The organism is Streptomyces spororaveus (assembly GCF_016755875.1).
Lineage (GTDB): Bacteria > Actinomycetota > Actinomycetes > Streptomycetales > Streptomycetaceae > Streptomyces > Streptomyces spororaveus.
The window spans coordinates 1,323,872-1,346,309 of record NZ_BNED01000005.1; the positions used below are offsets into that span (position 1 = coordinate 1,323,872).

Sequence of the window (22,438 nt, forward strand, 5' to 3'; positions counted from 1 at the left end):
CGACGCCCGGGGGGCACCGGCCCGGGTCAGCGCTCCAGGACGAGGGCGATGCCCTGCCCGACGCCGATGCACAGGGCCGCCATGCCGGTGCCGGATCCCGCCGCCGCCAGCTGGTGCGCCACGGAACCCGCCAGCCGGGCGCCCGAGGCGCCGAGCGGGTGGCCGATCGCGATGGCGCCGCCCCGCGGGTTGACCACGGCCGGGTCGAGCTCCGGCCAGGCCGCCAGGCAGCCCAACGCCTGTGCGGCGAAAGCCTCGTTCAGCTCGAAGGCGGTCAGATCGGCGAGCCCGCGGCCGGACTTGGCGAGCGCCCGCTGGACGGCGTCCACCGGGCCCAGTCCGAAGAGCTGGGGCTCGATTCCGGTGACGGCGGACGCGCTGATCCGGGCGAGCGGCTCCCGGCCGGTGGCCGCCAGGCCCGCCTCGTCGGTCAACAGCAGTGCGGCGGCTCCGTCGTTGAGCGGGGAGGCGTTGCCGGCCGTGACCGTGCCCGTGCCGTCCGTGCGGAAGGCCGGCTTCAGGCGGGCCAGCGCCTCCGGAGTGGAACCCTCCCGGATGCACTCGTCCCGCACCAGGTCCGCGCCGGGGTACGGGACGACCTCGCCGTCGTAGAGCCCGGCGGACCAGGCGGCCGCCGCCTTGCGGTGGCTCTCCAGGGCGAAGGCGTCCTGCGCCTCGCGGGTGATGCCGTGCTTGTCCGCGACGAGTTCGGCGCCCTCGCCGAGCGAGCCGGTCCACTCCTCGGGCATGCGCGGGTTGGTCATGCGCCAGCCCAGGGTGGTGGACCACATCTGCTGGTGCCCGGCCGGGAAGGCCCGCTCCGGCTTCTGCACGACCCAGGGGGCGCGGCTCATCGACTCGACGCCGCCCGCGATGGCCACGGAGGCGTCACCGAGCGCGATGGCGCGGGCGGCCTGGATCACGGCTTCGAGGCCGGAGCCGCACAGCCGGTTGACGGTGACCCCGGGGACGCTCACCGGCAGCCCGGCCAGCAGCACCGCCATGCGGGCCACGTCCCGGTTGTCCTCGCCCGCGCCGTTGGCGTCGCCGAAGACGACGTCGTCGATGCGGGCCGGGTCGAGGTCCGGCGTACGCTCCACCAGCGCGCGCACGACGTGCGCGGCCAGGTCGTCCGGCCGGACCCCGGCGAGGGCGCCGCCGAACTTGCCGATCGGGGTGCGGACGGCGTCGACGACGTAGACGTCGCGGACGGTGCGGATGCTCATGGGGTCTCTCCTGCGCGGATCCGTACGGGCGGTGGCGCGTCGGTGCCGGTGTGGACACCGGGGCACGCCGCCGGGCACGCCCGGTGGGGCGCGCCCGCAGTCTCCGTCCGTACGTCACCGCCTGTCAACGGCCCTCCAGGGGCGGCCCGGCTTCCGGCCCCGCGCCCCGGGCCGTCCGGGCACCGTCAGGTCGACTCCCGGTGGATGGCGGCCGCCGCCATCAGGTCGTGCCGCTCCGTGACCTCCGACGGCTCGCGCACCGCGTGGTCCACCAGCGAGGCCAGGTGGGCGCCGGTCGGCATCTCCAGGCGGACCGTGCTCAGCCGGGGCCGCAGCAGCCGCCCTATGAGCAGGTCGTCGGCGCCGATCACGGCGACGTCCTCGGGGACGCGGAGCCCCTCGTCCTGGAGGGCGCGCATCAGCAGCATCGCGTACTCGTCGTTGTACGCGAACGCCGCGTCCAGCCCGAGCCCGCGCCAGCGGGCGGCGAGATCCGCGGCCGATTCCTCGGAGTAGGCCATCGGGAGGGCCACGACCTCGGCGCCCGGCACCGAGCGGGCGCCCGCGAGGCGGGGCACGGAGAACAGCTCCAGGCCCTCCTCCTCCGGAACGACCACCCCGATCCGTGCGCGCCCGCGCTCGACGAGATGGGCGGCGGCCCGGACGCCGACCTCCTGCTGGTCCATGACGAGGGCGTGCGCCCCGGGTACGCCGACAGGCCCCATCGTGATCACCGCGCGGGCTCCGGCCCGCTTGAGGGTGGCGACGTTGCGCGCGGAGAGGGAGATCTCGCCGAGGGAGATCACGGCCACCGGGCGCAGCTCCGCCCAGGCCCGCACGGCCTCGTCGCCGCTGAGCCCGAGGCTCCCGTACTGCACCACGGTGTAGTCGAGGCGGCGCAGCGCCCACTGGAGTTCGTTGAGGAAGGTGCTGTAGAGCGGCCCGATCGGCACGTGGGAGGTGGGCAGCAGCACGATCCTCGTGTGTCCGGCGCGCAGACTCCGGGCGGCGGCGTGCGGGACGTAACCGAGCTCCTCGGCGGCCTCGCGGACCTTGCGGCGGGTCGGCTCGCTGATGCGTACGGCTTCCGCGTTGTTCAGCACGTACGAGACCGTCGCGCGCGAGACCCCGGCGAGGCGGGCCACGTCGGCGCTCGTGGGAACGGGGGGCGGCGGCGGGGCGGCCGATCCGGAGGCCGGGGCGGGAGGCTTCGGCGTTTTCGATGACTGAGACATTGCCGTGGCATCCTTCCAGACCGATTGCGCCCGAGGGCTAGCGGATGGCCGGAAACGAATGCTACACAGTGGTTACACGAGTCATTGACACGTGTAACCACTGCGTCACATCCCACAACGTCCGATGTGTCGACGCCGTACCCCGCCGTGCCGCCGTCCTGTCGCGCTCCGTCGCACCCCCGCCGTCGCGACGGGGCGGCGCGCACTCCCGCGTATCCCTGCGCGCCCCACCGCGCCTCCCCCTCCCCTCATCCGCCCGCATCTGCCCAGGAGGGCATCGTGGCCCTTTCCTCCCCCGGCGCCGACTCCGCCGCCGCCACCACCGGCGCGAGCCCGGAACCCGACACCGCGCCCGCGGGCGGCGCCGGACCCGGCCCCGCACGCCGCGGTCTGCTGCCCCTGCTGCTCCTCGGCAACAGCGCCATGTACGCCCTCTACATCGGCGTGGCCGGCGTCCTGCTCGCGCTCCAGGTCGAGGACATCGATCCGGCGAACAAAGTGGCGAACTTCGGCCTGATCGCGGGGGTCTCGGCGATCTTCGCCACGGTCTTCAACCCCGTCGCGGGCGCCCTGTCCGACCGCAGCGGACGGCGCAACCCCTGGATCCTCGGCGGTGGACTCGCCGCCGTACCGGCGATGTTCCTGCTGGGCCTAGCCGATACGATCCTGCTGATCACGATCGCCTGGTGCCTCGGGCAGGCCGTCATGAACGTCTACCAGGCGGCCATCACCTCCGTGGTCCCCGACCGGGTGCCCCTGGACGCCCGCGGCAAGGCCTCCGCGGCCGTCGGACTCGGCCTGCCCTTCGGCTCCACCCTCGGCGCACTCATCGGGGCCGCCTTCTCCGAGGACTACCGCACCGGATACCTCGTCTTCGGCGCGCTGGTGGCGGGCGCCGCCGTGCTCTTCACCGCCTGCGGCCGCGAGCAGCGGCTCCCGGCCCGCGCCCCGATGCCCGTCAGGGAACAGTTCGCCGCCTTCACCAGCGCGCTGCGCGACCACGACTTCCGGTGGGCCTTCATCGGGCGGGCGCTGCTCGTCCTCGGCTACTTCGCGGTGAGCGGGTACCAGCTCTACATCCTGCAGGACCACACCGTGCTGCCCGACGGCATGAAGCCGGAGGCCGCGGTGGCGGTGCTGATGCCGCTGACGAGCGTGGCGATGGTCGTCTCCACGATCCTCGGCGGGTACCTGTCGGACCGGTTCGACCGCCGCAAGCTCTTCGTCGGCGCCTCCGCGCTGCTGTCGGCCGTCGCGCTCGTCATCCCGGCCGTGTCGACCAGCTGGACGGCGATGCTGTGCTTCGCCGCGGTCAACGGGCTGGCGTTCGGGTGCTACATGGCGGTGGACACCGCCCTGGTGACCATGGTGCTGCCCAAGGCCGAGGACGCCGCCCGCGACATGGGCGTGCTCAACATCGCCAACGCCGGGCCGCAGATCATCGCGCCGTTCGTCGCCTCGGTGATCGTCTCGTTCAGCGGCGGGTACACCGCGCTGTTCGCCGTCGCGGCCGTGCTGGCCGTGGCGGGAGCCCTGGCCGTGAAGCCGATCCGCAGCGTGCGCTGACGTACCGCGTACCGCGTACCGCGCACCGCGTACCGACGCGCTGACGTACCGGCCGGCGCTCCGCACCGGCGACCCGCACCTTCCACCCCTCGACCGACATCCACCACCGAGAAAGGCACACCGTGCACCTGCACACCCAGACCTGGGGCGAGGGCGACCGCGTCGCCCTGCTGATCCACGGCATCATGGCCGACCACCGGACCTGGCGCCGGGTCGGCCCCGCCCTCGCCGACCACGGCTACCGCGTCATCGCCGTGGACCTGCGGGGCCACGGCGCCAGCGGCCGTGGCGAGTACAGCCCCGAGCTCTTCGCGGACGACGTGGTCGAGACCCTCCCGGCCGGCGCCGAACTCGCCATCGGCCACTCCCTCGGCGGCCTGACCCTGTCGCTCGCCGTGGACCGGCTGCGGCCGGCCCGGGCCGTGTTCTCCGACCCCGCGTTCCACCTGGCCGCCCCGGCCGAGGGCTTCGGCCCCGAGCTCCTCGCGCAGTTCAAGACGGCGACCAAGGAGCAGATCCGGGCGATGAGTCCGCGGTGGGACGAGGTGGACGTGGACATCGAGCTGGAGACCCTCGCGGTGTGGGACGAGCGGACCGCGCTGAGCCTCGCGCCGCTGGCCGGCGCCGACCTGATGCCGGCCGCACCGGTTGTCCCCTCCCTCGTCCAGCTCGCCGACCCGAGCACCCTGATCACGCGGGAGCGGGCGCAACTGCTCAAGAGCCGCGGTTTCGAGGTGCGTTCGGTCGCCGGAGCGGGACACACCATCCACCGGGACGACTTCGACGCCTTCATGGCCTCGTTGGAGGGCTGGCTCTAGAAACCCCCGGCCACTCCCCGTTACGGTCTTCCTACCGACCGGTAATGGGGAGTGGTACGCGATGTCCGAGTCAGCTGTTCCGACGGCCTCCGGCCTGGTCGACATGGTCGGCGCACTCGCCGAAGGGACCGTGTCGGCGCGGCGGTTGACCGAGGAGGCACTGCACCGGATCGCCGCGGCCCAGCCGGAGCTCAACGCCTTCCGGACCGTACGCGCCGAGGCCGCGCTCGCGGAGGCGGACGCGGCGGACCGGCGGCTGGCCGCGGGCGAGCGGCTGCCGCTGCTGGGCGTACCGCTGGCGGTCAAGGACGACATGGACGTGACCGGGGAGCCGACGGCCTTCGGCTGCGCGGGAGCCTTCGCCCCGAAGACCGCCGACAGCGAGGCGGTACGACGGCTGCGAGCGGCCGGCGCCGTGATCGTCGGCAAGACGCAGACCCCCGAGTTGGGACAGTGGCCCTTCACCGAGGGCGAGGCCTTCGGCCGGACCCGCAACCCGTGGAACCCGGCCTACACGCCCGGCGGCTCCTCGGGCGGCTCGGCGGCCGCCGTGGCGGCGGGCCTGGTCCCGGCCGCCCTGGGCTCGGACGGGGCCGGATCCGTCCGGATCCCCGCGGCCTGGACCCATCTGGTGGGTGTGAAACCCCAGCGGGGGCGCATCTCCACCTGGCCGGAGCCGGAGTCCTTCCACGGGCTCACGGTCAACGGCGTGCTGGCCCGCACCGTCGCCGACGCGGCGCTCCTGCTGGACGCCGCGAGCGGCCCGCACCCCGAGGACCTGCACCGCCCGGCACGCATCTGCGCCGTCGAGGCGGTCCGCCGCACGCCCCGCCGGCTGCGCATCGCCCTCTCCTTCGCGATGGCCTTCACGGCAACGCCCAAGTCCCTGGATCCTGAGGTCCGTTCCGCCGTGGAGCGGCTGGCCGCGCGGCTTGAGTCGCTGGGCCACGAGGTGATCCCGGAGGACCCGCGCTACGGCCCGATCGGTCTGACCTTCGTACCCCGGGCGACCAGCGGCGTACGGGACTGGGTGGCGCGGGTGCCCGATCCCGCGCTGCTGGACCCGCGCACGCACGAGGCCGTACGGACGGGCCGCGCCCTGGGCGGGCTCGCGCTGCGGGCCTCCCGGCGGGCGGAGACGGTCCTGCGGAGGCGGGTCGGCGAGGTCTTCGGCCGCTTCGACGTGGTGCTGACCCCGACGACGGCGACCCCGCCCCTGCGGATCGGGGCGCTGGCCGGGCTGGGGGCCATGGCCACGGACCGGGCGATGATCGCGGCCTGCCCGTACGCGTGGACGTGGAACGTGCTGGGCTGGCCGGGGGTGAACATCCCGGCGGGCCTCACGGCCGGCGGACTGCCGATGGGGGCCCAACTGCTGGGTCCGGCCGACTCGGAGCCGCTGCTGCTGGGGCTGGCCGCGCAGGTGGAGGCGGCGGAGGACTGGGCGGCGCTGCGCCCGGGCCGGTAGCGGCCGGGGCGGACGGTCGCGGGTGGTGTCCGGTGGGGCGCCGCCCCGTCCCTTCATGTAAGTTCCCATAAGGAACTAACAAGCGCCGAACCAGCAGGCACCACATCACCGGAAGGGGCGACACGACCCATGGCTCAGCAGACGTGGACGGCCGTTGACCACTACTTCGACGGACTCCTGGTCGAGGAGGACGAGGCCCTGCTCTCCGCGGCCGCCGCCACCGAGGCCGCCGACCTGCCCGCCCATCAGGTGGCCCCCAACCAGGGCAAGCTGCTGAACCTCCTCGCCCGCGTCCGCGGCGCCCGCCGCATCCTGGAGATCGGCACCCTGGGCGGCTACAGCACGATCTGGCTGGCCCGTGCGCTCCCGGCCGACGGGCAGTTGGTCACGCTGGAGGTCGACGAGCGGTGTGCCGACGTCGCGGCCGCCAACATCTCCCGGGCCGGACTGGACCAGGTGGTCGAGATCCGCCGCGGCCGCGCCGTCGACCTGCTGCCGGGACTCGCCGGCGAAGCGCCGTTCGACCTGGTCTTCATCGACGCCGACAAGCCGTCCAACCCCGAATACCTGGAGTGGGCCCTCAAGCTCACCCGGCCGGGCAGCCTCATCATCGGCGACAACGTCGTCCGTGACGGCGCCGTCGTCGACGCGGACAGTTCCGACCCCCGCGTCCAGGGCGTGCGCCGCTTCACCGAACTCATCGCCGGGCACCCGCGGTTGACCGCCACCGCCCTGCAGACGGTCGGCAGCAAGGGCTACGACGGGCTCGTCCTGGCCCTGGTCACCGGCTGACCCGTGGCGCGGGCGCGCGTGCCCGCCTCCTCCACCACCACGACCGCAAGCAGTAGCCTCACCCGGATGACGGCACTTTCCCACCACAGCAACGGCCACACCGAGCAGCCCGGGCAGGGCGGAGCCACCGCCACCACGGAAGCCGATCCGCACGCCATCGGCCCCGTGCGGACCGAGTACGCCCCGGACCCCGACGGCGATCCCGACCCCGGCGAGATCGTCTGGACCTGGGTCCCCTTCGAGGAGAACGACGGGCGCGGCAAGGACCGTCCCGTGCTGGTCGTGGCCCGGGAGGCGGGCGGGCGGACCCTGCTCGCCGTACAGCTGTCGAGCAAGCGGCACGACCACGACCGGGAGTGGGTGCCGATCGGGACGGGGCCGTGGGACGGCGCCGGGCGCGAGTCCTGGGTGGACGTGGACCGGGTGCTCCGGGTGCACGAGTCGGGGATGCGCCGCGAGGCCTGCGCGCTCGACCGCCGCCGCTTCGACCTGGTCGTGGACCGGCTGCGCGAGCGCTACGGCTGGCAATGACCCGTGTCCGGACGGCGGCCGTGCTCGCGGCCGCCGTCGGGGTCCCGCCCCACCGTGTCCCTGGCCCGGAGGGTCGTGGTGATCTCCTAGGGTGAGGCCCGTACGCGGACACAGGGAGTAGCGGGCATGCGAATAGAACGACACAGGGTGAGCGAGGCCGCCCTGGCGGCGGTGCGCGAGGACTTCGCGAACCGGATGATCTCGGACGTGTACTCCAGGTCCAGGGCCGGCCGGATCGACGCCTACGACTGGTGGGACGTCACCCTGGCGTTCCTCGACGGCCTCGGCGCGTTCTCGGCGGTGACCCCTGACCTCGACACCCCGGAGGCGAAGGCGATCCTGGGCGACGCGGCCGAAACGGCGGCCGGCGTCGTGTCGTTCGCCGCCTACCCGACCGCCCCCTTCCACATCTTCCTCAACTACGTCAACTTCGGCCGCGACTACGATTCGGGGGCGGACGGCAACCCCCAGGCGGTCACCGCGGCGCGCTGGATCGACGCGTTCTGCGTGGCGGTCCTCGCCGACAAGGCCGAACGGCACGGCGAGGCCTTCTACTTCGCCCGCCTGACACCGCAGCGGGCCGGCGGGCCCGGGCTCCCGTCCGTGGAGCTGATCAACGGCCTGCTGGCCTACGTGAACGGGGACCTCGGGGTCGGCGGCCAGAACTTCCCGCCCTCCGCGCAGGAGAAGCTCGCCGCTCTGGATGCCGCGCTCGCCCGGGTCGCCGAGCGACGGGCCGGAGCCCGGGCCGGAACGGGAGGCGGATCCGGAGCCGGGGCTGGAGCCGGGGCTGGAGCCGGGGCTGGAGCCAGGCCAACCGCAGCCGGGGCCGCGGCCGGGGCCGACGTGACCGGGGTGGCCGACCCCGCCACCGGCGCGCTCCGCGCCCTGCGCGCACTGGCCGCCCGGGACCGCGAGGCCTTCGGCGCCGAGCTGACCGCGCTGCTGCTCCCGCACTCCCGCCTGGAGGACCCCCGGGCAGCGCCGCGCACCCTGTTGCCCCTGCTGCCGCTGGCGCTGGCCGCGCTCGGCTACCGCCGCGAGGGCTGGCAGCCGCCCGTCGAGTCGGGGTACCTGCCGCGGGCTCTGGTCACCGGCTTCGAGACCCGGCCGCCGCGGGTGGGCCCGTACGGGCGCGAGCGGCGCCCGGACGCCGTCGCGGCGCTGGCCGCCGGTCCCCTCGTCGTCGAACGCCCCGAGATGCCGCAGTGCGTGGAACACGCCGACTGGCTGGTGCGCGAGCTGTACGAGGCCATCCGCGCGGGGGTCGGGCCCGAGGACCGCGCCCGCCCGGACCGCCCGCTCGACCCCGGGTCCTGGTACGCGGCTCTGCGGCACGCCCTGATCACCGGCAGCCGGGCGGAGCTCGCCCCGCTGGTGCTCAGTGGCCCCAACGCCCTGCAGGAGGACCGTTCCGCGTACGCCTCGTACCGGCAGGCCCTGCACGACTACCTGCGGGGTGAGGACCCCGAGCCCGCCACGGACCGGGCCGTCGCCGACGTCCCGCAGATCGAGGAGTGGGGCTTCCTCCCCCCGCCGGCCGTGCTCTTCTCCCAGCTGGTGGAGGGTGACGAGGAGAGCTTCAACCTGGCCCTGGCCGATGCCCTGGAGGCCCACCGCGACCACCACGCGGTGGGCGACCGGGCCGAGGGCGCGGGGGCCGATGCCGCGGTCTGCTTCGACGTCCTGGCCCTGGCCTGCCATGCCCGCCGCCGGGGCTGGCGGATCCGCGTCTCGTCGCCCTACCTTCCGGAGAGCCTGCTGGGGTCGGCGCGGCCGTTCTGAGCGCCGCGGGCCCCGCCGCCCCCGTACCTCAGGCCGGGAAGGCCCGGTCGAAGGCCTCGCGGGTGGTGGGGTCGCGGTCGAGGATGCCGAACACGACCCGCTCGAAGACTCCGGCGAACCGGTCCGCGAGCAGCCCCCGGAAGGCTTCGGCCACCTGCGCCGGGTCGTTGCGGAACACCCCGCAGCCCCACGCCCCCAGGACCAGCTGCCGGTACCCGTGCAGTACCGCCACCTCCAGTACGCGCTCGGCGCGCCGGGACAGCGCCGCCGGGATCTCGGCGGTCCGCTCGGGCTCCTGCCGGCGGATCGTGCCCGCGTTCGGCGCCGGAGAGGTGAGGAAGCCGACCCGGAACGGGGTCTCCAGCAGCCCGCCGCGGTCGTCCCGGAAGACCGGGACCCCGGGTGAGTGAATCACCCGGTCGGTGTAGAAGGTGCTGCGCTCCGCGCGGTGGACCTCGTAGTACTCCGGGGCTTCGAGCAGCGTCTCGTACAGGGCCGAGGCGCGGCACAGCGCCTCCTCCTGGGCCTTGGCCCCGCGGACGTAACCACCCCCGGGGTTACGGGCCGAGGCGAAGTTCAGGGCCGCGACCGGAGCCGGATCCGGGTGCTCCGGGGTGGCGGTCGCGAGTCTGCGGGCGGCGACCGTGGTGCTCTCGCCCGTGACCTCGACCAGGGTCGCGGCGCCACCGGAAGGGACCTTTCCACCTGGAATGATCAGGTTTGGTCCATATATCCTGGTTCCGGCCTTGGCTTCCGCCAGGGCGGCGGCCAGCGGAACCTGCCGTCCCGACCGCGTCCGGTACCCCCCGGCCGCCAGGATTTCCGCGTTCTCCCGCGCGATCTCGCGCAATCTGCTGCTCACGCGGACATCCTCCGTCCCGCCATTCCCGGCGGCAAAGGATTTTGCGCACCGAGGAGGGGTAGGCACGGGTGATGTCCCGACCGACGACAGGAGACGAGGACCCGGTCATGTCCCAGGACTCATCCGCTCACCCGCCTGAATCCGTTCCCCCACCCGCGTCCGGTCCGCCCCCCGCGCCCTCGCTCAGCGAGACGCAGGCCGAGGACCTGATCCACGGCATCTGTTTCAAGACGGGCCCGCCCCGCCTCATCGGTGCCGAACTCGAATGGCTGGTCATGGACGCCGAGCGCCCGGACCGGCACGTACCTCCCGAGCGGCTGCGGGCGGCCCACGCCGCGGCCCGCGCACTGCCCCTGCACTCCCGGGTGACCGTGGAACCGGGAGGCCAGCTCGAACTCAGCTCGGCCCCCGCCACCTCCCTCACCGGCTGCGTGGACGACCTGCAGGACGACCTCACCGCCGTACGCGCCGCCCTGCTGGCCCAGGGCCTGGTTCTGCGGGGCCTGGGCCGCGACCCCCGCCGTCCGTACCGCCGGCTGCTGAACAGCCCGCGCTACGACGCCATGGAGGCCTACTTCGACCGCACCGGCCCGGCCGGGCGCGCCATGATGTGCGCCTCCGCCTCCGTGCAGGTCTGCGTGGACGCCGGATACGAGGAGCCGGGCGTGCTCGGCCACGGCCGGCGCTGGCGGCTGGCGCACCTGCTGGGCGCGGTCCTGGTGGCCGCCTTCGCCAACTCCCCCGCGCACGAAGGCCCGTACGCCGGCTGGCGGTGTGCCCGCCAGGGGATCTGGAGCGATCTGGACACACGGCGCGCGCTCGCCCCTCCGCTGGACGCGGACCCGCGCACCGCGTGGACCCGGCAGGCCCTGGACACCGAGGTGATGTGCGTCCGGTCCTACGAGGGCGAGGACGAGGGCCGGGGTGCGGGAGGGGGCGACGGCCAGGGGCACTGGGAGATCCCGCCCGGTACGACCTTCCGCGACTGGCTGCGCACGGGCGGGTACCCCTCGCTGCGCCCGCCCACCGCCGAGGACCTGGACTACCACCTGACCACGCTCTTCCCGCCGGTCCGGCCGCGCGGCCACCTGGAACTGCGCATGATCGACGCGCAGTCCGGCGACGACGGCTGGCTGGTCCCGGTGGCCGTCGTGCACGCGCTGTTCGACGACCCGGAGGCCACCGAGACCGCGTACCGGGTGGCCAAGGGGCTGGCCGACTCCTACGGCACCCAGCCCGCGCCCCGCAATCCGCTCTGGCGGTCGGCGGCCCGGCACGGTCTGGCCGACCCGGAGCTCCGGGCGTCCGCGAAGGCCTGTTTCAGGGCCGCCGCCGAGGCCCTGCCCCGGCTCGGCGCGAGCACGCACGTCCGGGACACGGTCGGCGCCTTCACCGAACGCTACGTACTGCGCGGCCGATGTCCGGCCGACGACGAGTCCGCACAGGTGCTCACCGGAAAAGAGGCCCGCCGATGACCACCGAGTCCCCCTCCGCCTCCCCCTCCCTCCTGCGGGAGCGGGCGGCCGCAGCCCTGACCGCGGCGCGCATACGCACGGCCGGCCTCACCGACGCCGTGACCGACGAGGACCTCACCGCGCAGCATTCCCCGCTCATGTCGCCACTGGTCTGGGACCTGGCGCACATCGGGAACCAGGAGGAGCTCTGGCTGCTCCAGCGCGTCGCCGGACGCGCGTCGATGCGCCCCGAGATCGAGCCCCTCTACGACGCCTTCCAGCACCCCCGCGCCGAGCGGCCCAAGCTGCCGCTGCTCGGGCCCGCCGAGGCCCGCCGGTACGCCGCCGAGGTGCGCGGCCGGGTCTTCGACCTGCTGGAGAGAACGCCGCTGGAGGGCAGCACGCTCCTCGACGACGGTTTCGCCTTCGGGATGATCGCCCAGCACGAGCAGCAGCACGACGAGACCATGCTGATCACCCATCAGCTCCGGCGGGGCGCGCCCGTGCTGACCGCCCCGGAACCGGACGGCCCCTGCGAACCGCCGCTCGCCGCCGAAGTCCTCGTACCCGGGGGCCCGTTCACGATGGGCACCTCGGCCGAGCCGTGGTCGCTGGACAACGAACGGCCGGCTCATGTGCGGGACACCAGGCCCTTCTGGATCGACACGGTGCCCGTGACCAATGCCGCGTACCTGGCGTTCATCGCCGACGGCGGCTACCGCGATCCGCGCTGGTGGGCGGCGCCCGGCTGGGAGCAGATCCGCGAGCACTCCATCGAGGCCCCGCTGTTCTGGCACCGTGAGGCCGGACAGTGGCTGCGCCGCCGCTTCGGCGTGATCGAACCGGTGCCGGACGAAGAACCGGTTCTGCATGTCAGCTGGTACGAGGCGGACGCCTACGCCCGCTGGGCGGGGCGGCGGCTGCCCACCGAGACGGAGTGGGAGAAGGCGGCCCGGCACGACCCGGCGACCGGCCGCTCCACCCGCTACCCGTGGGGCGACGCCGACCCCACCCCCGCCCACGCCAACCTCGGGCAGCGGCACCTGCGCCCGGCGCGCGCGGGCAGCTACCCGGCCGGCGCCTCCCCGCTCGGGGTACGCCAGCTGATCGGCGACGTGTGGGAGTGGACCTCCTCCGATTTCCTGCCGTACCCGGGGTTCCGGGCGTTCCCGTACCGGGAGTACTCGGAGGTGTTCTTCGGCCCGGAGCACAAGGTGCTGCGCGGCGGCTCCTTCGCCGTGGACCCGGTGGCCTGCCGGGGCACCTTCCGCAACTGGGACCTTCCGGTGCGGCGGCAGATCTTCGCCGGTTTCCGGACCGCGAGGGACGTCTGATGTGCCGTCATCTCGCTTATCTGGGGCCGGTGGTGACGCTCGGGGAACTGCTGAGCGAGCCGGAGCACTCGCTGGTGCGCCAGTCCTGGGAGCCGCGCCACCAGCGTTCCGGGACGGTCAACGCCGACGGCTTCGGCGTCGGCTGGTACGCGCAGGACGACCCGGTGCCGGCCCGCTACCGGCGGTCCGGGCCCGTCTGGGGCGACCTGACCTTCGCCGATCTCGCCCGGGTGGTCCGGACGGGGGCCGCGCTGGCCGCCGTACGGGACGGCACGGTACCGGGGGCGGACGGGGAGGCGGCGGCCGCTCCGTTCGCGGACGGGCCGTGGCTGTTCAGCCACAACGGCTCGGTGCGGAACTGGCCGGAGTCAGCCGCCCCGCTCGCGGCCGGGCTGCCGCCCGCGGAGCTGCTCCGGCTGGCCGCGCGCACGGACTCGGCGCTGGTCTGGGCGCTGGTCCTGCAACGGCTGCGGTCCGGGGACGACCTGGGCACCGCGCTCGCCGAGCCGGTCCGGGAGCTGGCCTCGGCCGCCCCGGGCTCCCGGCTGAACCTGCTGCTCACGGACGGCGTGACGATCGCCGCGACGGCCTGGGGCGATTCGCTCTGGTACCTGGCCGACGCGCGGTCGCGGCGCACCGTGGTGGCCTCCGAGCCGTACGACGACGACACCCGGTGGCGCGAAGTGCCCGACCGGACCCTGCTGACCGCCACCCGTACCAGGGTCGAACTGACCCCGCTCAAGGAGAACTCCCCGTGAACGACTTTCAGTTGACCCGGACACTCGACGAGCACGCCGCGGAGACGGCGCTGCGTACGGACGTGCTGCACGGGCTGACGCACACCCCGAAGATCCTGCCGCCCAAGTGGTTCTACGACGCCCGGGGCAGTGAGCTCTTCGAGGAGATCACCCGGTTGTCCGAGTACTACCCCACGCGCGCGGAGCGGGAGATCCTGCTGGAGCGGGCACGGGAGATCGCCACCGAGAGCGGCGCCCGCACCCTGGTGGAACTGGGCTCCGGGTCCTCGGAGAAGACCCGGCACCTCATCGAGGCGATGCCCGCGCTGGACACCTACGTACCGGTGGACGTGAGCGAGAGCGCGCTGCGGGGGGCGGCCGAGACGCTGCTGGCGGAGCACCCGGGACTGCGGGTGCACGCCCTGCTGGCCGACTTCACGCGCGCGCTGCGGCTGCCGGAGTCCCCCGGGCCCCGGCTGGTGGTGTTCCTGGGCGGCACGATCGGGAACCTGCTGCCGCCCGAGCGGGCGGTGTTCCTGGCGTCCGTCCGGGCGATGCTGTCGCCCGGGGACGCGCTGCTGATGGGGACGGACCTGGTGAAGGACGAGGCCGTGCTGGTGTCGGCGTACGACGACGCGCGGGGGGTGACCGCCGAGTTCAACAAGAACGTACTGGCGGTCATCAACCGCGAACTGGGGGCGGACTTCCACACGGCCGACTTCGCGCACGTGGCGGTGTGGAACAAGGAGCGGGAGTGGATCGAGATGCGGCTGCGGGCCCGGTCGGAACTGGTGGTGAAAATCCGGGCGCTGGACCTGCTGGTGCCGTTCGCGGCGGGTGAGGAGATCCTGACGGAGATCTCCGCGAAGTTCCGTCAGGAGGGCGTACGCGCGGAGCTGGCGGCGGCCGGACTGGAGCTGACCCAGTGGTGGACGGACGCGGCGGGCCGGTTCGCGCTGTCCCTGTCGGTGGCGGACGGCGTGGCCCGCTGAGCGGGAATGCCCGGTAGCGCGGTCGGGGTGGCGGCCGGGATCCCGGCGACCGCCCGCTGAGCCGCCGCCGCGAGATCCCGCCGGTGCGCGTACCGGCCCGGCGGGATCCGCGGCAGCAGCCTCACCTCGGCCCGCACCCCGCGGGCCCGGGCGATCCGCCACAGCGAGGCGGTCAGCGGGTCGTCGCCGACGAAGGCGGGCGCCCCGGCCGGACTCCCGTCGCACCGCAGGTACGTGAGCCGCAGCGGCTGTACGGGGACCCGCGCGTCGAGGGCCGCCTGGAAGGCCGCCCGGCGGAAGGTGCCCTGGGCGCGCCCGCACCACGTGGAGCCCTCGGGGAAGACGGTGACCCGGTCCCCGGCGAGCAGCGCGCCCGTGATGGTCCCGACGGTGACGGGCAGGGCGCGGATCCGGTCGCGCTCGATGAACAGGGTGCCGGCCTGTCCGGCGAGGCGGCCGAGCACGGGCCAGGCCCGGATGTCGCTCTTGGCCAGCATCCGGCAGGGCAGGGCCGCGGCCACCAGCGGGATGTCCAGCCAGGAGATGTGGTTGGCGACCAGGAGGCGGCCGCCGCCCGGTCCCGGGCTGCCGTGCACGGTGACCCGGATGCCGAAGGCCCGTACGAGCGCGGCCGACCAGACCCGTACCACCGTGTGCCGGGGGCCGGCCGGCAGCAGCCGGACCGGCGGGGCGCCCAGGATCCCCAGCAGGATCAGGGCGACGGCGGCGGTGAGTCTGAGCACCGCCCGGGCAACGCTCGCGGTGGCCCCCTCGTGCCCGGCACAGGCCTCGGGGGTACAGGGCGAGGTGGGCAGCCAGACGCTCATGCGCCCGGGACGAGCGAGCGGAAGTGCTTGAGGTAGCGCGGGTTGGTCCGGCGCAGCGAGAGCAGTACGTACAGGTCGGCGCAGCCGAACCCGGCGTCGAGGGCGGGCTCGCCGCAGACCCAGGCGCCGAGGCGGAGGTAGCCGCGCAGCAGCGGGGGCAGTTCCATGCGGTCGGGGAAGGTGATGCCCTCGGGGCTCCAGGGGAGGTGGGGGGTGACCCGGTACTCCTCGGGGGCGAGGCTGCGGGTGAGCGCGGTCTCCCGGGTGGCGGCGGCCAGGACCCCGCCGTCGGCGAGCGGGATCGAGCAGCAGCCGGCCAGCCAGTTGTGCCCGGTGCGCTCCATGTAGTGGGCGAGGCCGGCCCAGATGAGGGCGATGACGGCGCCGTTGCGGTGGTCGGGGTGGACGCAGGAGCGGCCGACCTCGACCAGGTCGGGGCGGATGGGGGCGAGGGCCGAGAGGTCGAACTCCCCCTCGGAGTAGAGGCGGCCGGCGACCGCGGCACGCTCCGGGGGCAGCAGCCGGTAGGTGCCGACGACCTGCTCGGCCTCCTCGTCGATGACGAGGAGGTGGTCGCAGTACGCGTCGAAGGCGTCGGCGTCGAGGCCGGGCTCGGGCCCGTCCAGGCGGGCACCGAGCTCGCCGGCGAAGACCTGGTGGCGCAGGCGCTGGGCGGCGCGCACCTCGTCCTCGTCACGGGCCAGGCGGACGGCGTAGCGCGGCCCCGGTTCGGAAGGGGCGCCGGACGCCGCGGCGGGGTTCCTGGCGGGGGCGAGGCGGGTGGCGGGCGCGGGCGCGGCGGCGGGCGCGGCGGCGGGTGCGGGGGCCGGCGCCGAGGCGGGGAGGGGGGACGGGGACAGGGGTGCGATCGTCATGGCGGCTCCTGATCCGGGCACGGAGGGCCAGGTCCGCAGGTGCGTGGCCTGGCTCCTTTACTTCTTCCGTGACCGGCTGGATTCGACATGACCGCTCAGCGGCCCGCGGATGTGCGGACGCTGAACTCGGCGGTACCCCCTGCCCCGGCGGTGGCTCAGCGGTCGGAGCTGAGGATCTTGCCGATCTGCTCGGAGGCGGCCTTGGCGGCCTGTCTGGGGTCCCGGCCCGTGAGCACGGCCGTCATGTAGGGCTTGATCGGGTTCTTCGCCTCGACCTCGGCCCAGAGGGCGGAGGTGGGGGTGGCCCGGCCCTGGGCGGCGCCGGGGGCCATGTTGGCCGCACCCTCGTTGCCCTCGACGACGTGCGCGAGGGTGGTCTTGTTGGGTACGTAGCTCATCGTGCGGGCGAGTTCGGTCTGCCACTCCTCGCTGACGAGGGCCGTGATCACGTCCACGGCGGCCTTCCGCTGTCCGGTCCGCGCCGGGATGATCAGGTCGGAGCCACCGGTGAAGACGGCCCCCGGCTTGTCGGAGGTCTTGCCGGGGATCGGGAAGAAGCCGAGCTTGCCCTTCAGGGCGGGGTTGGCCGCCTCGATCTCGGCGGCCTGGCCGGGCGGGGCGATGATCTGGGCGACCCCGCCGCGGGCGAAGACCTGCGACTGCGGGGGCGTCTCCTCGTCGGCGCCCCTGGGGCCGTCGCCGAGGGCCTGGAGCTGCTTGTAGAAGTCCATGCCGGCCAGGGCCTTGTCGTCGTCGAGGGCGCCGACCCACCTGCCGCCGGTCTCGACGGCGAGTTCGCCGCCCTCGTCCCAGACGAAGCCGGCGAGGACGTACCAGTTCTGGCCCGCGAGGTAGATGCCCTGCTGGTCGCCCTTGTCGAGCTTCTGGGTGGCCTGGATCCACTCCTGGCGGTTCTTGGGCGGGGTTTTGATCCCGGCGCTCGCGAAGAGGTCCTTGTGGTAGATGACCACCCGGTTGGCGGCATACCAGGGGACTCCGTACAGGGCGCCGTCGATGGTCGCGGGTTCGGCGAGGCCCTTGAGCCAGTCCTTGCTGCCCCATGTGCGCAGGCCTTCGAGGGTGAGCTCTTCGAGGCCGCCGGTCTCGATGTACTTGGCGACCTGGGTGTTGCCGACCTCGATGACGTCGGCGCTCTCCTTGCCCGTGCCGTCGAGGACGGCGTTGACCTTGTCGCCGATGCCCGTCCATTCCTGGATCCTGACGTTCAGGTCGATGCCGGGGTGCTCCTTCTCGAACGCCGCGGTGAACTTGCCGATGAAGTCCTCCGAGGCACTGCCCTTCATCAGCCAGAGCGTGACCTTCCGCGACCCTCCGGCTGGGTCGGCCGACTGGCTGCAGCCCGTGAGGGCGGTGACGGCCGCGAGGGCGGTGCACGCGGCGAGCAAGCGCATCTTCAAGAGGGTCACCTTCTGGCTCGGTCTCGGATGGCTCGAAATTGGCATAGACCAATAGGCCGGTCAAGGGCCTTTCGCTCACGACTGTTCGCCCAAAGTTCGCGGACCGGGACTTACTGGGGCACCGTAGAACCAGGCAAAGCCACCCACCGTCGGGAGACCTCCATGTCCAATCACACGTACCGGGTGACCGAGATCGTCGGCACCTCCCAGGAGGGCATCGATCAGGCCATCCGCAACGGGATCGCCCGCGCGGGCCAGACCGTGCGGAACCTGGACTGGTTCGAGGTCGTTCAGGTACGCGGTCACATCGAGAACGGGGAGATCGCCCACTACCAGGTGGGGCTCAAGGTCGGCTTCCGCCTCGACGGCGAGGACTGAGCCCCCGCGACGGGCCCCGGAGCCGGAACCGGCACCCCGGCCTTTCGGCTCCCCGGTCCTCCGGCCCTGCGGCCGCCCGGCTCCCCGGTCAGGTCCGGCCGTCCACCTCCTGGGCGGACTCCAGCTCCGGCGCGTCCGCCGCCCAGTCGGCGAGCACCACCCGGAAGCCGGCGGCCCGCGCGGACTGGCAGACGAGCTCGTCGTCGTCGACGAGCATCCGCACCTCCCGGCCCCGGGAGATCCGCCGCAGCACCTCCACCTTGGTCGTGCGGGCCGGCCGCCGGTCCTGGTTTCCGCGCATGAACAGCCGTCCGTCGGGCAGACCGTGCCGGGCGAGCCAGTCGAGCGTGTCCGCGCGGCACCTTTCGGGGCGCCCGGTCAGGTACACCACCTCGCAGTCGGCCGCGCTCTCGACGGCCAGCGCCACCCCGCGCCCGAGCGGCGGATCGGCCGGGGCCGCGGCGAAGAAGCCGGTCCAGTCCCGGGGCCGGCGCTCCAGGAAGTGCTGGCGATGGCCGGTGTCCGCCAGGGTGTTGTCGAGGTCGAAGACGGCCAGCGGCCGGGTGGTGTGCTCACTCATGCCGCCAGCGTAGGAGAGCCGTGCCGGGAATCCTCACGGCCGCCGGACGTTGAGTCCTGTGTGATCCGAAAACTCTCGATACTCGACCGGTCGCGCACCCGTCAGGGCCACCCGGCCCCGCAGGCCCTGCGCGACACCGTGGCGCTGGCCCGGACGGCCGAGGAGCTCGGCTACCACCGCTTCTGGGTCTCGGAGCACCACAGCGTGCCCGGTGTCGCCGGCGCGGCACCGACGGTCCTGGCCGCCGCCGTCGCCGGAGCGACGCACCGGATCCGGGTCGGCACGGGCGGGGTCATGCTGCCCAACCACCAGCCGATGGTGGTGGCGGAGCAGTTCGGGGTCCTGGAGTCGCTGTTCCCCGGCCGGATCGACATGGGCCTCGGCCGTTCGGTCGGCTTCACCAACGGCATCCGGCGGGCGCTGGGCCGCGACACCGGGGACGCCGACCGCTTCGAGGAACAGCTGGCCGAACTGCTCGGCTGGCTCGACGGCACCCAGCGGGCCCACCCCGAGGTCCACGCCCACCCCGCCGAAGGACTGCGCGTCCCGGCCTACGTCCTGGCCACCGGCGAGGGCGCCGGGATCGCCGCGCGGGCCGGGCTGCCGCTGGTGGTGGGCGACCTGCGGGCCCGCGGCCGGGTGGGCGAGATCGTCGACGTGTACCGCAAGGAGTTCCGGCCCTCCGCCCTGGGCGCGGAGCCGTACGTCGTGGTCTCCGGGACGGTGGCGGTCGCCGCGACCACGGAGGAGGCCCGCCGCATCCTGGTCCCGGAGGCCTGGGCCCTCGCGTACTCCCGTACCCGGGGCAGCTTCCCGCCGCTCCGGCCGGCCGAGGAGGTGGAGGCGCTGGAGATGACCCCGAAGGAGCGCGAGCTCTACGCCAGCGCGCTGGCCGGTCACATCCACGGCACGGAGGAGCGGGTGGCGGCGGAGCTGTCGGACGTCGCGGAACGGACCGGCGCGGACGAACTGCTGGTCACCACCTCCACGTACGACCGCAGGGCGCTGCTGGACTCCTACGCGCGGCTGGCCCGGATCGCGGGCCTCTGAGGACGAGCCTCTAAAATAGGACGAATGCACCAGGCCGCCGGTACCCCCGCCCCTCCCCCCAAGCCCCTCGACCCCTGCGTACGGGTCCGGGGCGCCCGGGAGCACAATCTGCGCGGCGTCGACGTGGACATCCCGCGCGACGCGCTGACCGTGTTCACCGGGGTCTCCGGCTCCGGGAAGAGCTCGCTCGCCTTCGGCACGCTCTACGCCGAGGCCCAGCGCCGGTACTTCGAGTCCGTGGCCCCGTACGCACGGCGCCTGATCCACCAGATCGGCGCACCGAAGGTGGACTCCGTCACCGGGCTGCCGCCGGCCGTCTCGCTGGAGCAGCGGCGCTCCTCCCCCGGCTCGCGCTCCTCCGTCGGCACGGTGACCCTGCTGTCCAACTCCCTGCGGATGCTGTACTCGCGCGCCGGGAGCTATCCGCCGGGTGCCGAACGGCTCGACTCCGACGCCTTCTCGCCCAACACCGCCACCGGGGCCTGCCCCGCCTGCCACGGGCTCGGGCGGATCCACCGCACCAGCGAGGAACTCCTCGTCCCCGACCCGGAGCTGTCGATCCGCCAGGGTGCGATCGCCGCCTGGCCGGGCGCCTGGCAGGGCAAGAACCTGCGGGACATCCTGGAGACGCTCGGCCACGACGTGGACCGGCCCTGGCGGGAGCTGCCCGCGAAGGACCGCGAGTGGATCCTGTTCACCGAGGAGCAGCCGGTGGTGACCGTGCACCCGGTGCGGGAGGCCGAGCGGATCCAACGGCCCTACCAGGGCACGTACATGAGCGCCCACCGCTACGTCATGCGGACCTTCGCCGACAGCAAGAGCGCCACCCTGCGGGCCCGCGCCGAGAAGTTCCTCGCCGACTCGCCCTGTCCGGTGTGCGAGGGGCGGCGGCTGCGCCCGGAGGCCCTCGCCGTCACCTTCGCCGGGCGGACCATCGCGGAGCTGGCGGCGCTGGCGCTGACCGACCTGGACGCCGTACTGGCCTCCGCGCCCCTGGACGGGGAGGCGGCGCGGGTGCTCGCCGAGGACCTGCGCTCCCGGATCGGGCCCGTCACGGAGCTGGGGCTCGGCTACCTGAGCCTGGACCGGACCGCGCCGACCCTCTCCGCGGGCGAGCTGCAGCGGCTGCGGCTGGCGACGCAGCTGCGGTCGGGGCTGTTCGGGGTCGTGTACGTACTGGACGAGCCGTCGGCGGGCCTGCACCCGGCCGACACCGAGGCCCTGCTCGGCGTTCTGGACCGGCTGAAGGAGGCCGGGAACACGGTCTTCGTCGTGGAGCACCATCTCGATGTGGTGCGGCACGCGGACTGGCTGGTCGACGTGGGTCCGCTGGCCGGGGAGCACGGCGGGCAGGTGCTGCACAGCGGGCCGCCGCAGGACCTGGCCGGGGTGGCGGGGTCGGCCACGGCCCGGCACCTCTTCGCGGAGCGGGAGCCGGCCGGTGCGCCCAGGCCGGTGCGCCCGGCGACCGGGAAGGTCCGGCTGAGCGGGGTGGACCGGCACAACCTGCGCGGGCTGGAGGCGGAGTTCCCGCTCGGCGTGTTCACGGCCGTGACCGGGGTGTCGGGTTCGGGCAAGTCCACGCTGGTGGGGCAGGTGCTGGCCCGGGAGGTCGGCGAGCGGCTCGGGGAGGCCGACTGTCCCGTGCGGCGGCTGGTGGAGGTGGACCAGAAGCCGATCGGCCGGACACCGCGGTCCAACCTGGCCACGTACACCGGTCTGTTCGACGTGGTGCGCAAGCTCTTCACGGCGGCCCCGCAGGCGCGGGCGCGTGGCTGGAAGGCGGGCCGGTTCTCCTTCAACGTACCGGGCGGCCGGTGCGAGACCTGCCAGGGCGAGGGCTTCGTCTCGGTGGAGCTGCTGTTCCTGCCGAGCACGTACGCCCCGTGCCCCGAGTGTGCGGGGGCCCGCTACAACGCCGAGACCCTGGAGGTCCGGTACGAGGGGCTGGACATCGCGGAGGTACTGGGCCTGACGGTGGAGTCGGCGGCCGCCTTCTTCGCGGAGGTTCCGGCGGCGGCGCGCAGCCTGCGGGCGCTGGAGGAGATCGGGCTGGGCTACCTGCGGCTGGGGCAGCCGGCCACCGAGCTGTCGGGCGGTGAGGCGCAGCGGATCAAGCTGGCGACCGAGCTGCAGCGGCTGCGCCGGGACCACACGCTGTACCTGCTGGACGAGCCGACGACCGGGCTGCATCCGGCCGATGTGCGGGTGCTGCTGAGGCAGTTGCACGGGCTGGTGGACGCCGGGCACTCGGTGGTGGTCGTGGAGCACGACATGGAGGTGGTCGCGGGCGCGGACTGGGTCATCGACCTGGGCCCGGGCGGCGGCGCGGAGGGCGGCCGGGTGGTCGCCGCGGGTACGCCGTCGGAGGTGGCCTCCGCGGCGGGCAGCCGTACGGCTCCGTACCTGGCGCGGGCCCTGGGGGCCGGTCGGCGGGAGGAGGCGCGGGAGCCGTTCGGCCCGGCGCCGGCCGCGGCGCGGCCGCGGCCGGTCGGCGAACCGGGGTGATC

Annotated in this window: 20 protein-coding genes; 13 read left to right on the forward strand and 7 right to left on the reverse strand. The window is 74.0% G+C overall.

Annotated features, from left to right (window positions below; translation table 11 throughout):
• Positions 1–26: 26 nt before the first annotated feature.
• Complete coding sequence (locus tag Sspor_RS08865) at positions 27–1,226, reverse strand: thiolase family protein (protein ID WP_202198540.1); 1,200 nt, start codon at positions 1,224–1,226, stop codon at positions 27–29.
• Between the two features lie 185 nt (positions 1,227–1,411).
• Positions 1,412–2,461, reverse strand: a complete 1,050-nt coding sequence (locus tag Sspor_RS08870; protein ID WP_202198541.1) for a LacI family DNA-binding transcriptional regulator — start codon at positions 2,459–2,461, stop codon at positions 1,412–1,414.
• A 279-nt stretch (positions 2,462–2,740) separates the two neighbouring features.
• On the opposite strand from Sspor_RS08870, the gene Sspor_RS08875 reads away from it, so the two are divergent.
• The 6 genes from Sspor_RS08875 to Sspor_RS08900 all read left to right on the forward strand — a co-directional run bounded on the left by Sspor_RS08875 (position 2,741) and on the right by Sspor_RS08900 (position 9,421).
• Positions 2,741–4,027 (forward strand): MFS transporter, encoded by a 1,287-nt coding sequence (locus Sspor_RS08875; protein WP_202198542.1) that lies wholly within the window; start codon positions 2,741–2,743, stop codon positions 4,025–4,027.
• Positions 4,028–4,149: 122 nt separating this feature from the next.
• Positions 4,150–4,845 (forward strand): alpha/beta fold hydrolase, encoded by a 696-nt coding sequence (locus tag Sspor_RS08880; protein ID WP_202198543.1) that lies wholly within the window; start codon positions 4,150–4,152, stop codon positions 4,843–4,845.
• A 61-nt stretch (positions 4,846–4,906) separates the two neighbouring features.
• Positions 4,907–6,313, forward strand: a complete 1,407-nt coding sequence (locus Sspor_RS08885) for an amidase (RefSeq protein WP_202198544.1) — start codon at positions 4,907–4,909, stop codon at positions 6,311–6,313.
• 129 nt (positions 6,314–6,442) lie between these two features.
• The gene (locus tag Sspor_RS08890) at positions 6,443–7,105 is read left to right on the forward strand and encodes an O-methyltransferase (protein ID WP_202198545.1); all 663 of its coding nucleotides are present in this window, start codon (positions 6,443–6,445) and stop codon (positions 7,103–7,105) included.
• 66 nt (positions 7,106–7,171) lie between these two features.
• Positions 7,172–7,636: a type II toxin-antitoxin system PemK/MazF family toxin gene (locus Sspor_RS08895; RefSeq protein ID WP_202198546.1), complete on the forward strand. Its 465-nt coding sequence runs from the start codon at positions 7,172–7,174 to the stop codon at positions 7,634–7,636.
• Positions 7,637–7,762: 126 nt separating this feature from the next.
• On the forward strand, positions 7,763–9,421 hold the full coding sequence (locus Sspor_RS08900; protein WP_202198547.1) for an immunity 49 family protein: 1,659 nt from the start codon (positions 7,763–7,765) through the stop codon (positions 9,419–9,421).
• Between the two features lie 28 nt (positions 9,422–9,449).
• Here Sspor_RS08900 and Sspor_RS08905 read toward each other — a convergent pair whose 3' ends face one another.
• Positions 9,450–10,283 carry a TIGR02452 family protein gene (locus Sspor_RS08905; protein ID WP_202198548.1) on the reverse strand — a complete coding sequence of 278 codons (834 nt, stop codon included), beginning with the start codon at positions 10,281–10,283 and terminating at the stop codon, positions 9,450–9,452.
• A gap of 107 nt (positions 10,284–10,390) precedes the next feature.
• On the opposite strand from Sspor_RS08905, the gene egtA reads away from it, so the two are divergent.
• Genes egtA through egtD form a run of 4 tightly spaced genes read left to right on the forward strand, consistent with a single transcriptional unit; the run spans position 10,391 to position 14,800 of the window.
• Entirely contained in the window at positions 10,391–11,758 is a 1,368-nt protein-coding gene (egtA, locus tag Sspor_RS08910; RefSeq protein WP_202198549.1) for an ergothioneine biosynthesis glutamate--cysteine ligase EgtA, read from the forward strand.
• Positions 11,755–13,071 carry an ergothioneine biosynthesis protein EgtB gene (egtB, locus tag Sspor_RS08915; protein ID WP_202198550.1) on the forward strand — a complete coding sequence of 439 codons (1,317 nt, stop codon included), beginning with the start codon at positions 11,755–11,757 and terminating at the stop codon, positions 13,069–13,071. The genes egtA and egtB overlap by 4 nt, the downstream gene beginning before the upstream one ends.
• Positions 13,071–13,829 (forward strand): ergothioneine biosynthesis protein EgtC, encoded by a 759-nt coding sequence (egtC, locus tag Sspor_RS08920; RefSeq protein ID WP_202198551.1) that lies wholly within the window; start codon positions 13,071–13,073, stop codon positions 13,827–13,829. The genes egtB and egtC overlap by 1 nt, the downstream gene beginning before the upstream one ends.
• Positions 13,826–14,800, forward strand: a complete 975-nt coding sequence (egtD, locus tag Sspor_RS08925) for an L-histidine N(alpha)-methyltransferase (protein WP_202198552.1) — start codon at positions 13,826–13,828, stop codon at positions 14,798–14,800. The genes egtC and egtD overlap by 4 nt, the downstream gene beginning before the upstream one ends.
• On the opposite strand, the gene Sspor_RS08930 is transcribed toward egtD, so the two are convergent.
• The 3 genes from Sspor_RS08930 to Sspor_RS08940 all read right to left on the reverse strand — a co-directional run bounded on the left by Sspor_RS08930 (position 14,683) and on the right by Sspor_RS08940 (position 17,920).
• Positions 14,683–15,627, reverse strand: coding sequence for a lysophospholipid acyltransferase family protein (locus Sspor_RS08930; protein ID WP_202198553.1), 945 nt, complete (start codon positions 15,625–15,627; stop codon positions 14,683–14,685). The genes egtD and Sspor_RS08930 overlap by 118 nt on opposite strands.
• Complete coding sequence (locus Sspor_RS08935; protein WP_202198554.1) at positions 15,624–16,502, reverse strand: GNAT family N-acetyltransferase; 879 nt, start codon at positions 16,500–16,502, stop codon at positions 15,624–15,626. The genes Sspor_RS08930 and Sspor_RS08935 overlap by 4 nt, the downstream gene beginning before the upstream one ends.
• A 155-nt stretch (positions 16,503–16,657) precedes the next feature.
• Complete coding sequence (locus tag Sspor_RS08940; RefSeq protein WP_237403763.1) at positions 16,658–17,920, reverse strand: extracellular solute-binding protein; 1,263 nt, start codon at positions 17,918–17,920, stop codon at positions 16,658–16,660.
• Positions 17,921–18,082: 162 nt separating this feature from the next.
• Between Sspor_RS08940 and Sspor_RS08945 the strand changes: the two genes are divergently transcribed.
• Positions 18,083–18,298, forward strand: a complete 216-nt coding sequence (locus Sspor_RS08945) for a dodecin (protein ID WP_136231115.1) — start codon at positions 18,083–18,085, stop codon at positions 18,296–18,298.
• Between the two features lie 88 nt (positions 18,299–18,386).
• Here Sspor_RS08945 and Sspor_RS08950 read toward each other — a convergent pair whose 3' ends face one another.
• Positions 18,387–18,878, reverse strand: a complete 492-nt coding sequence (locus Sspor_RS08950) for a phosphatase domain-containing protein (protein WP_202198555.1) — start codon at positions 18,876–18,878, stop codon at positions 18,387–18,389.
• Between the two features lie 60 nt (positions 18,879–18,938).
• Here Sspor_RS08950 and Sspor_RS08955 point away from each other — a divergent pair, with 60 nt between their 5' ends.
• Positions 18,939–19,928, forward strand: coding sequence for an LLM class flavin-dependent oxidoreductase (locus Sspor_RS08955; RefSeq protein ID WP_237403764.1), 990 nt, complete (start codon positions 18,939–18,941; stop codon positions 19,926–19,928).
• Positions 19,929–19,952: 24 nt separating this feature from the next.
• Positions 19,953–22,436 (forward strand): excinuclease ABC subunit UvrA, encoded by a 2,484-nt coding sequence (locus Sspor_RS08960; RefSeq protein ID WP_237403765.1) that lies wholly within the window; start codon positions 19,953–19,955, stop codon positions 22,434–22,436.
• Positions 22,437–22,438: the final 2 nt, after the last annotated feature.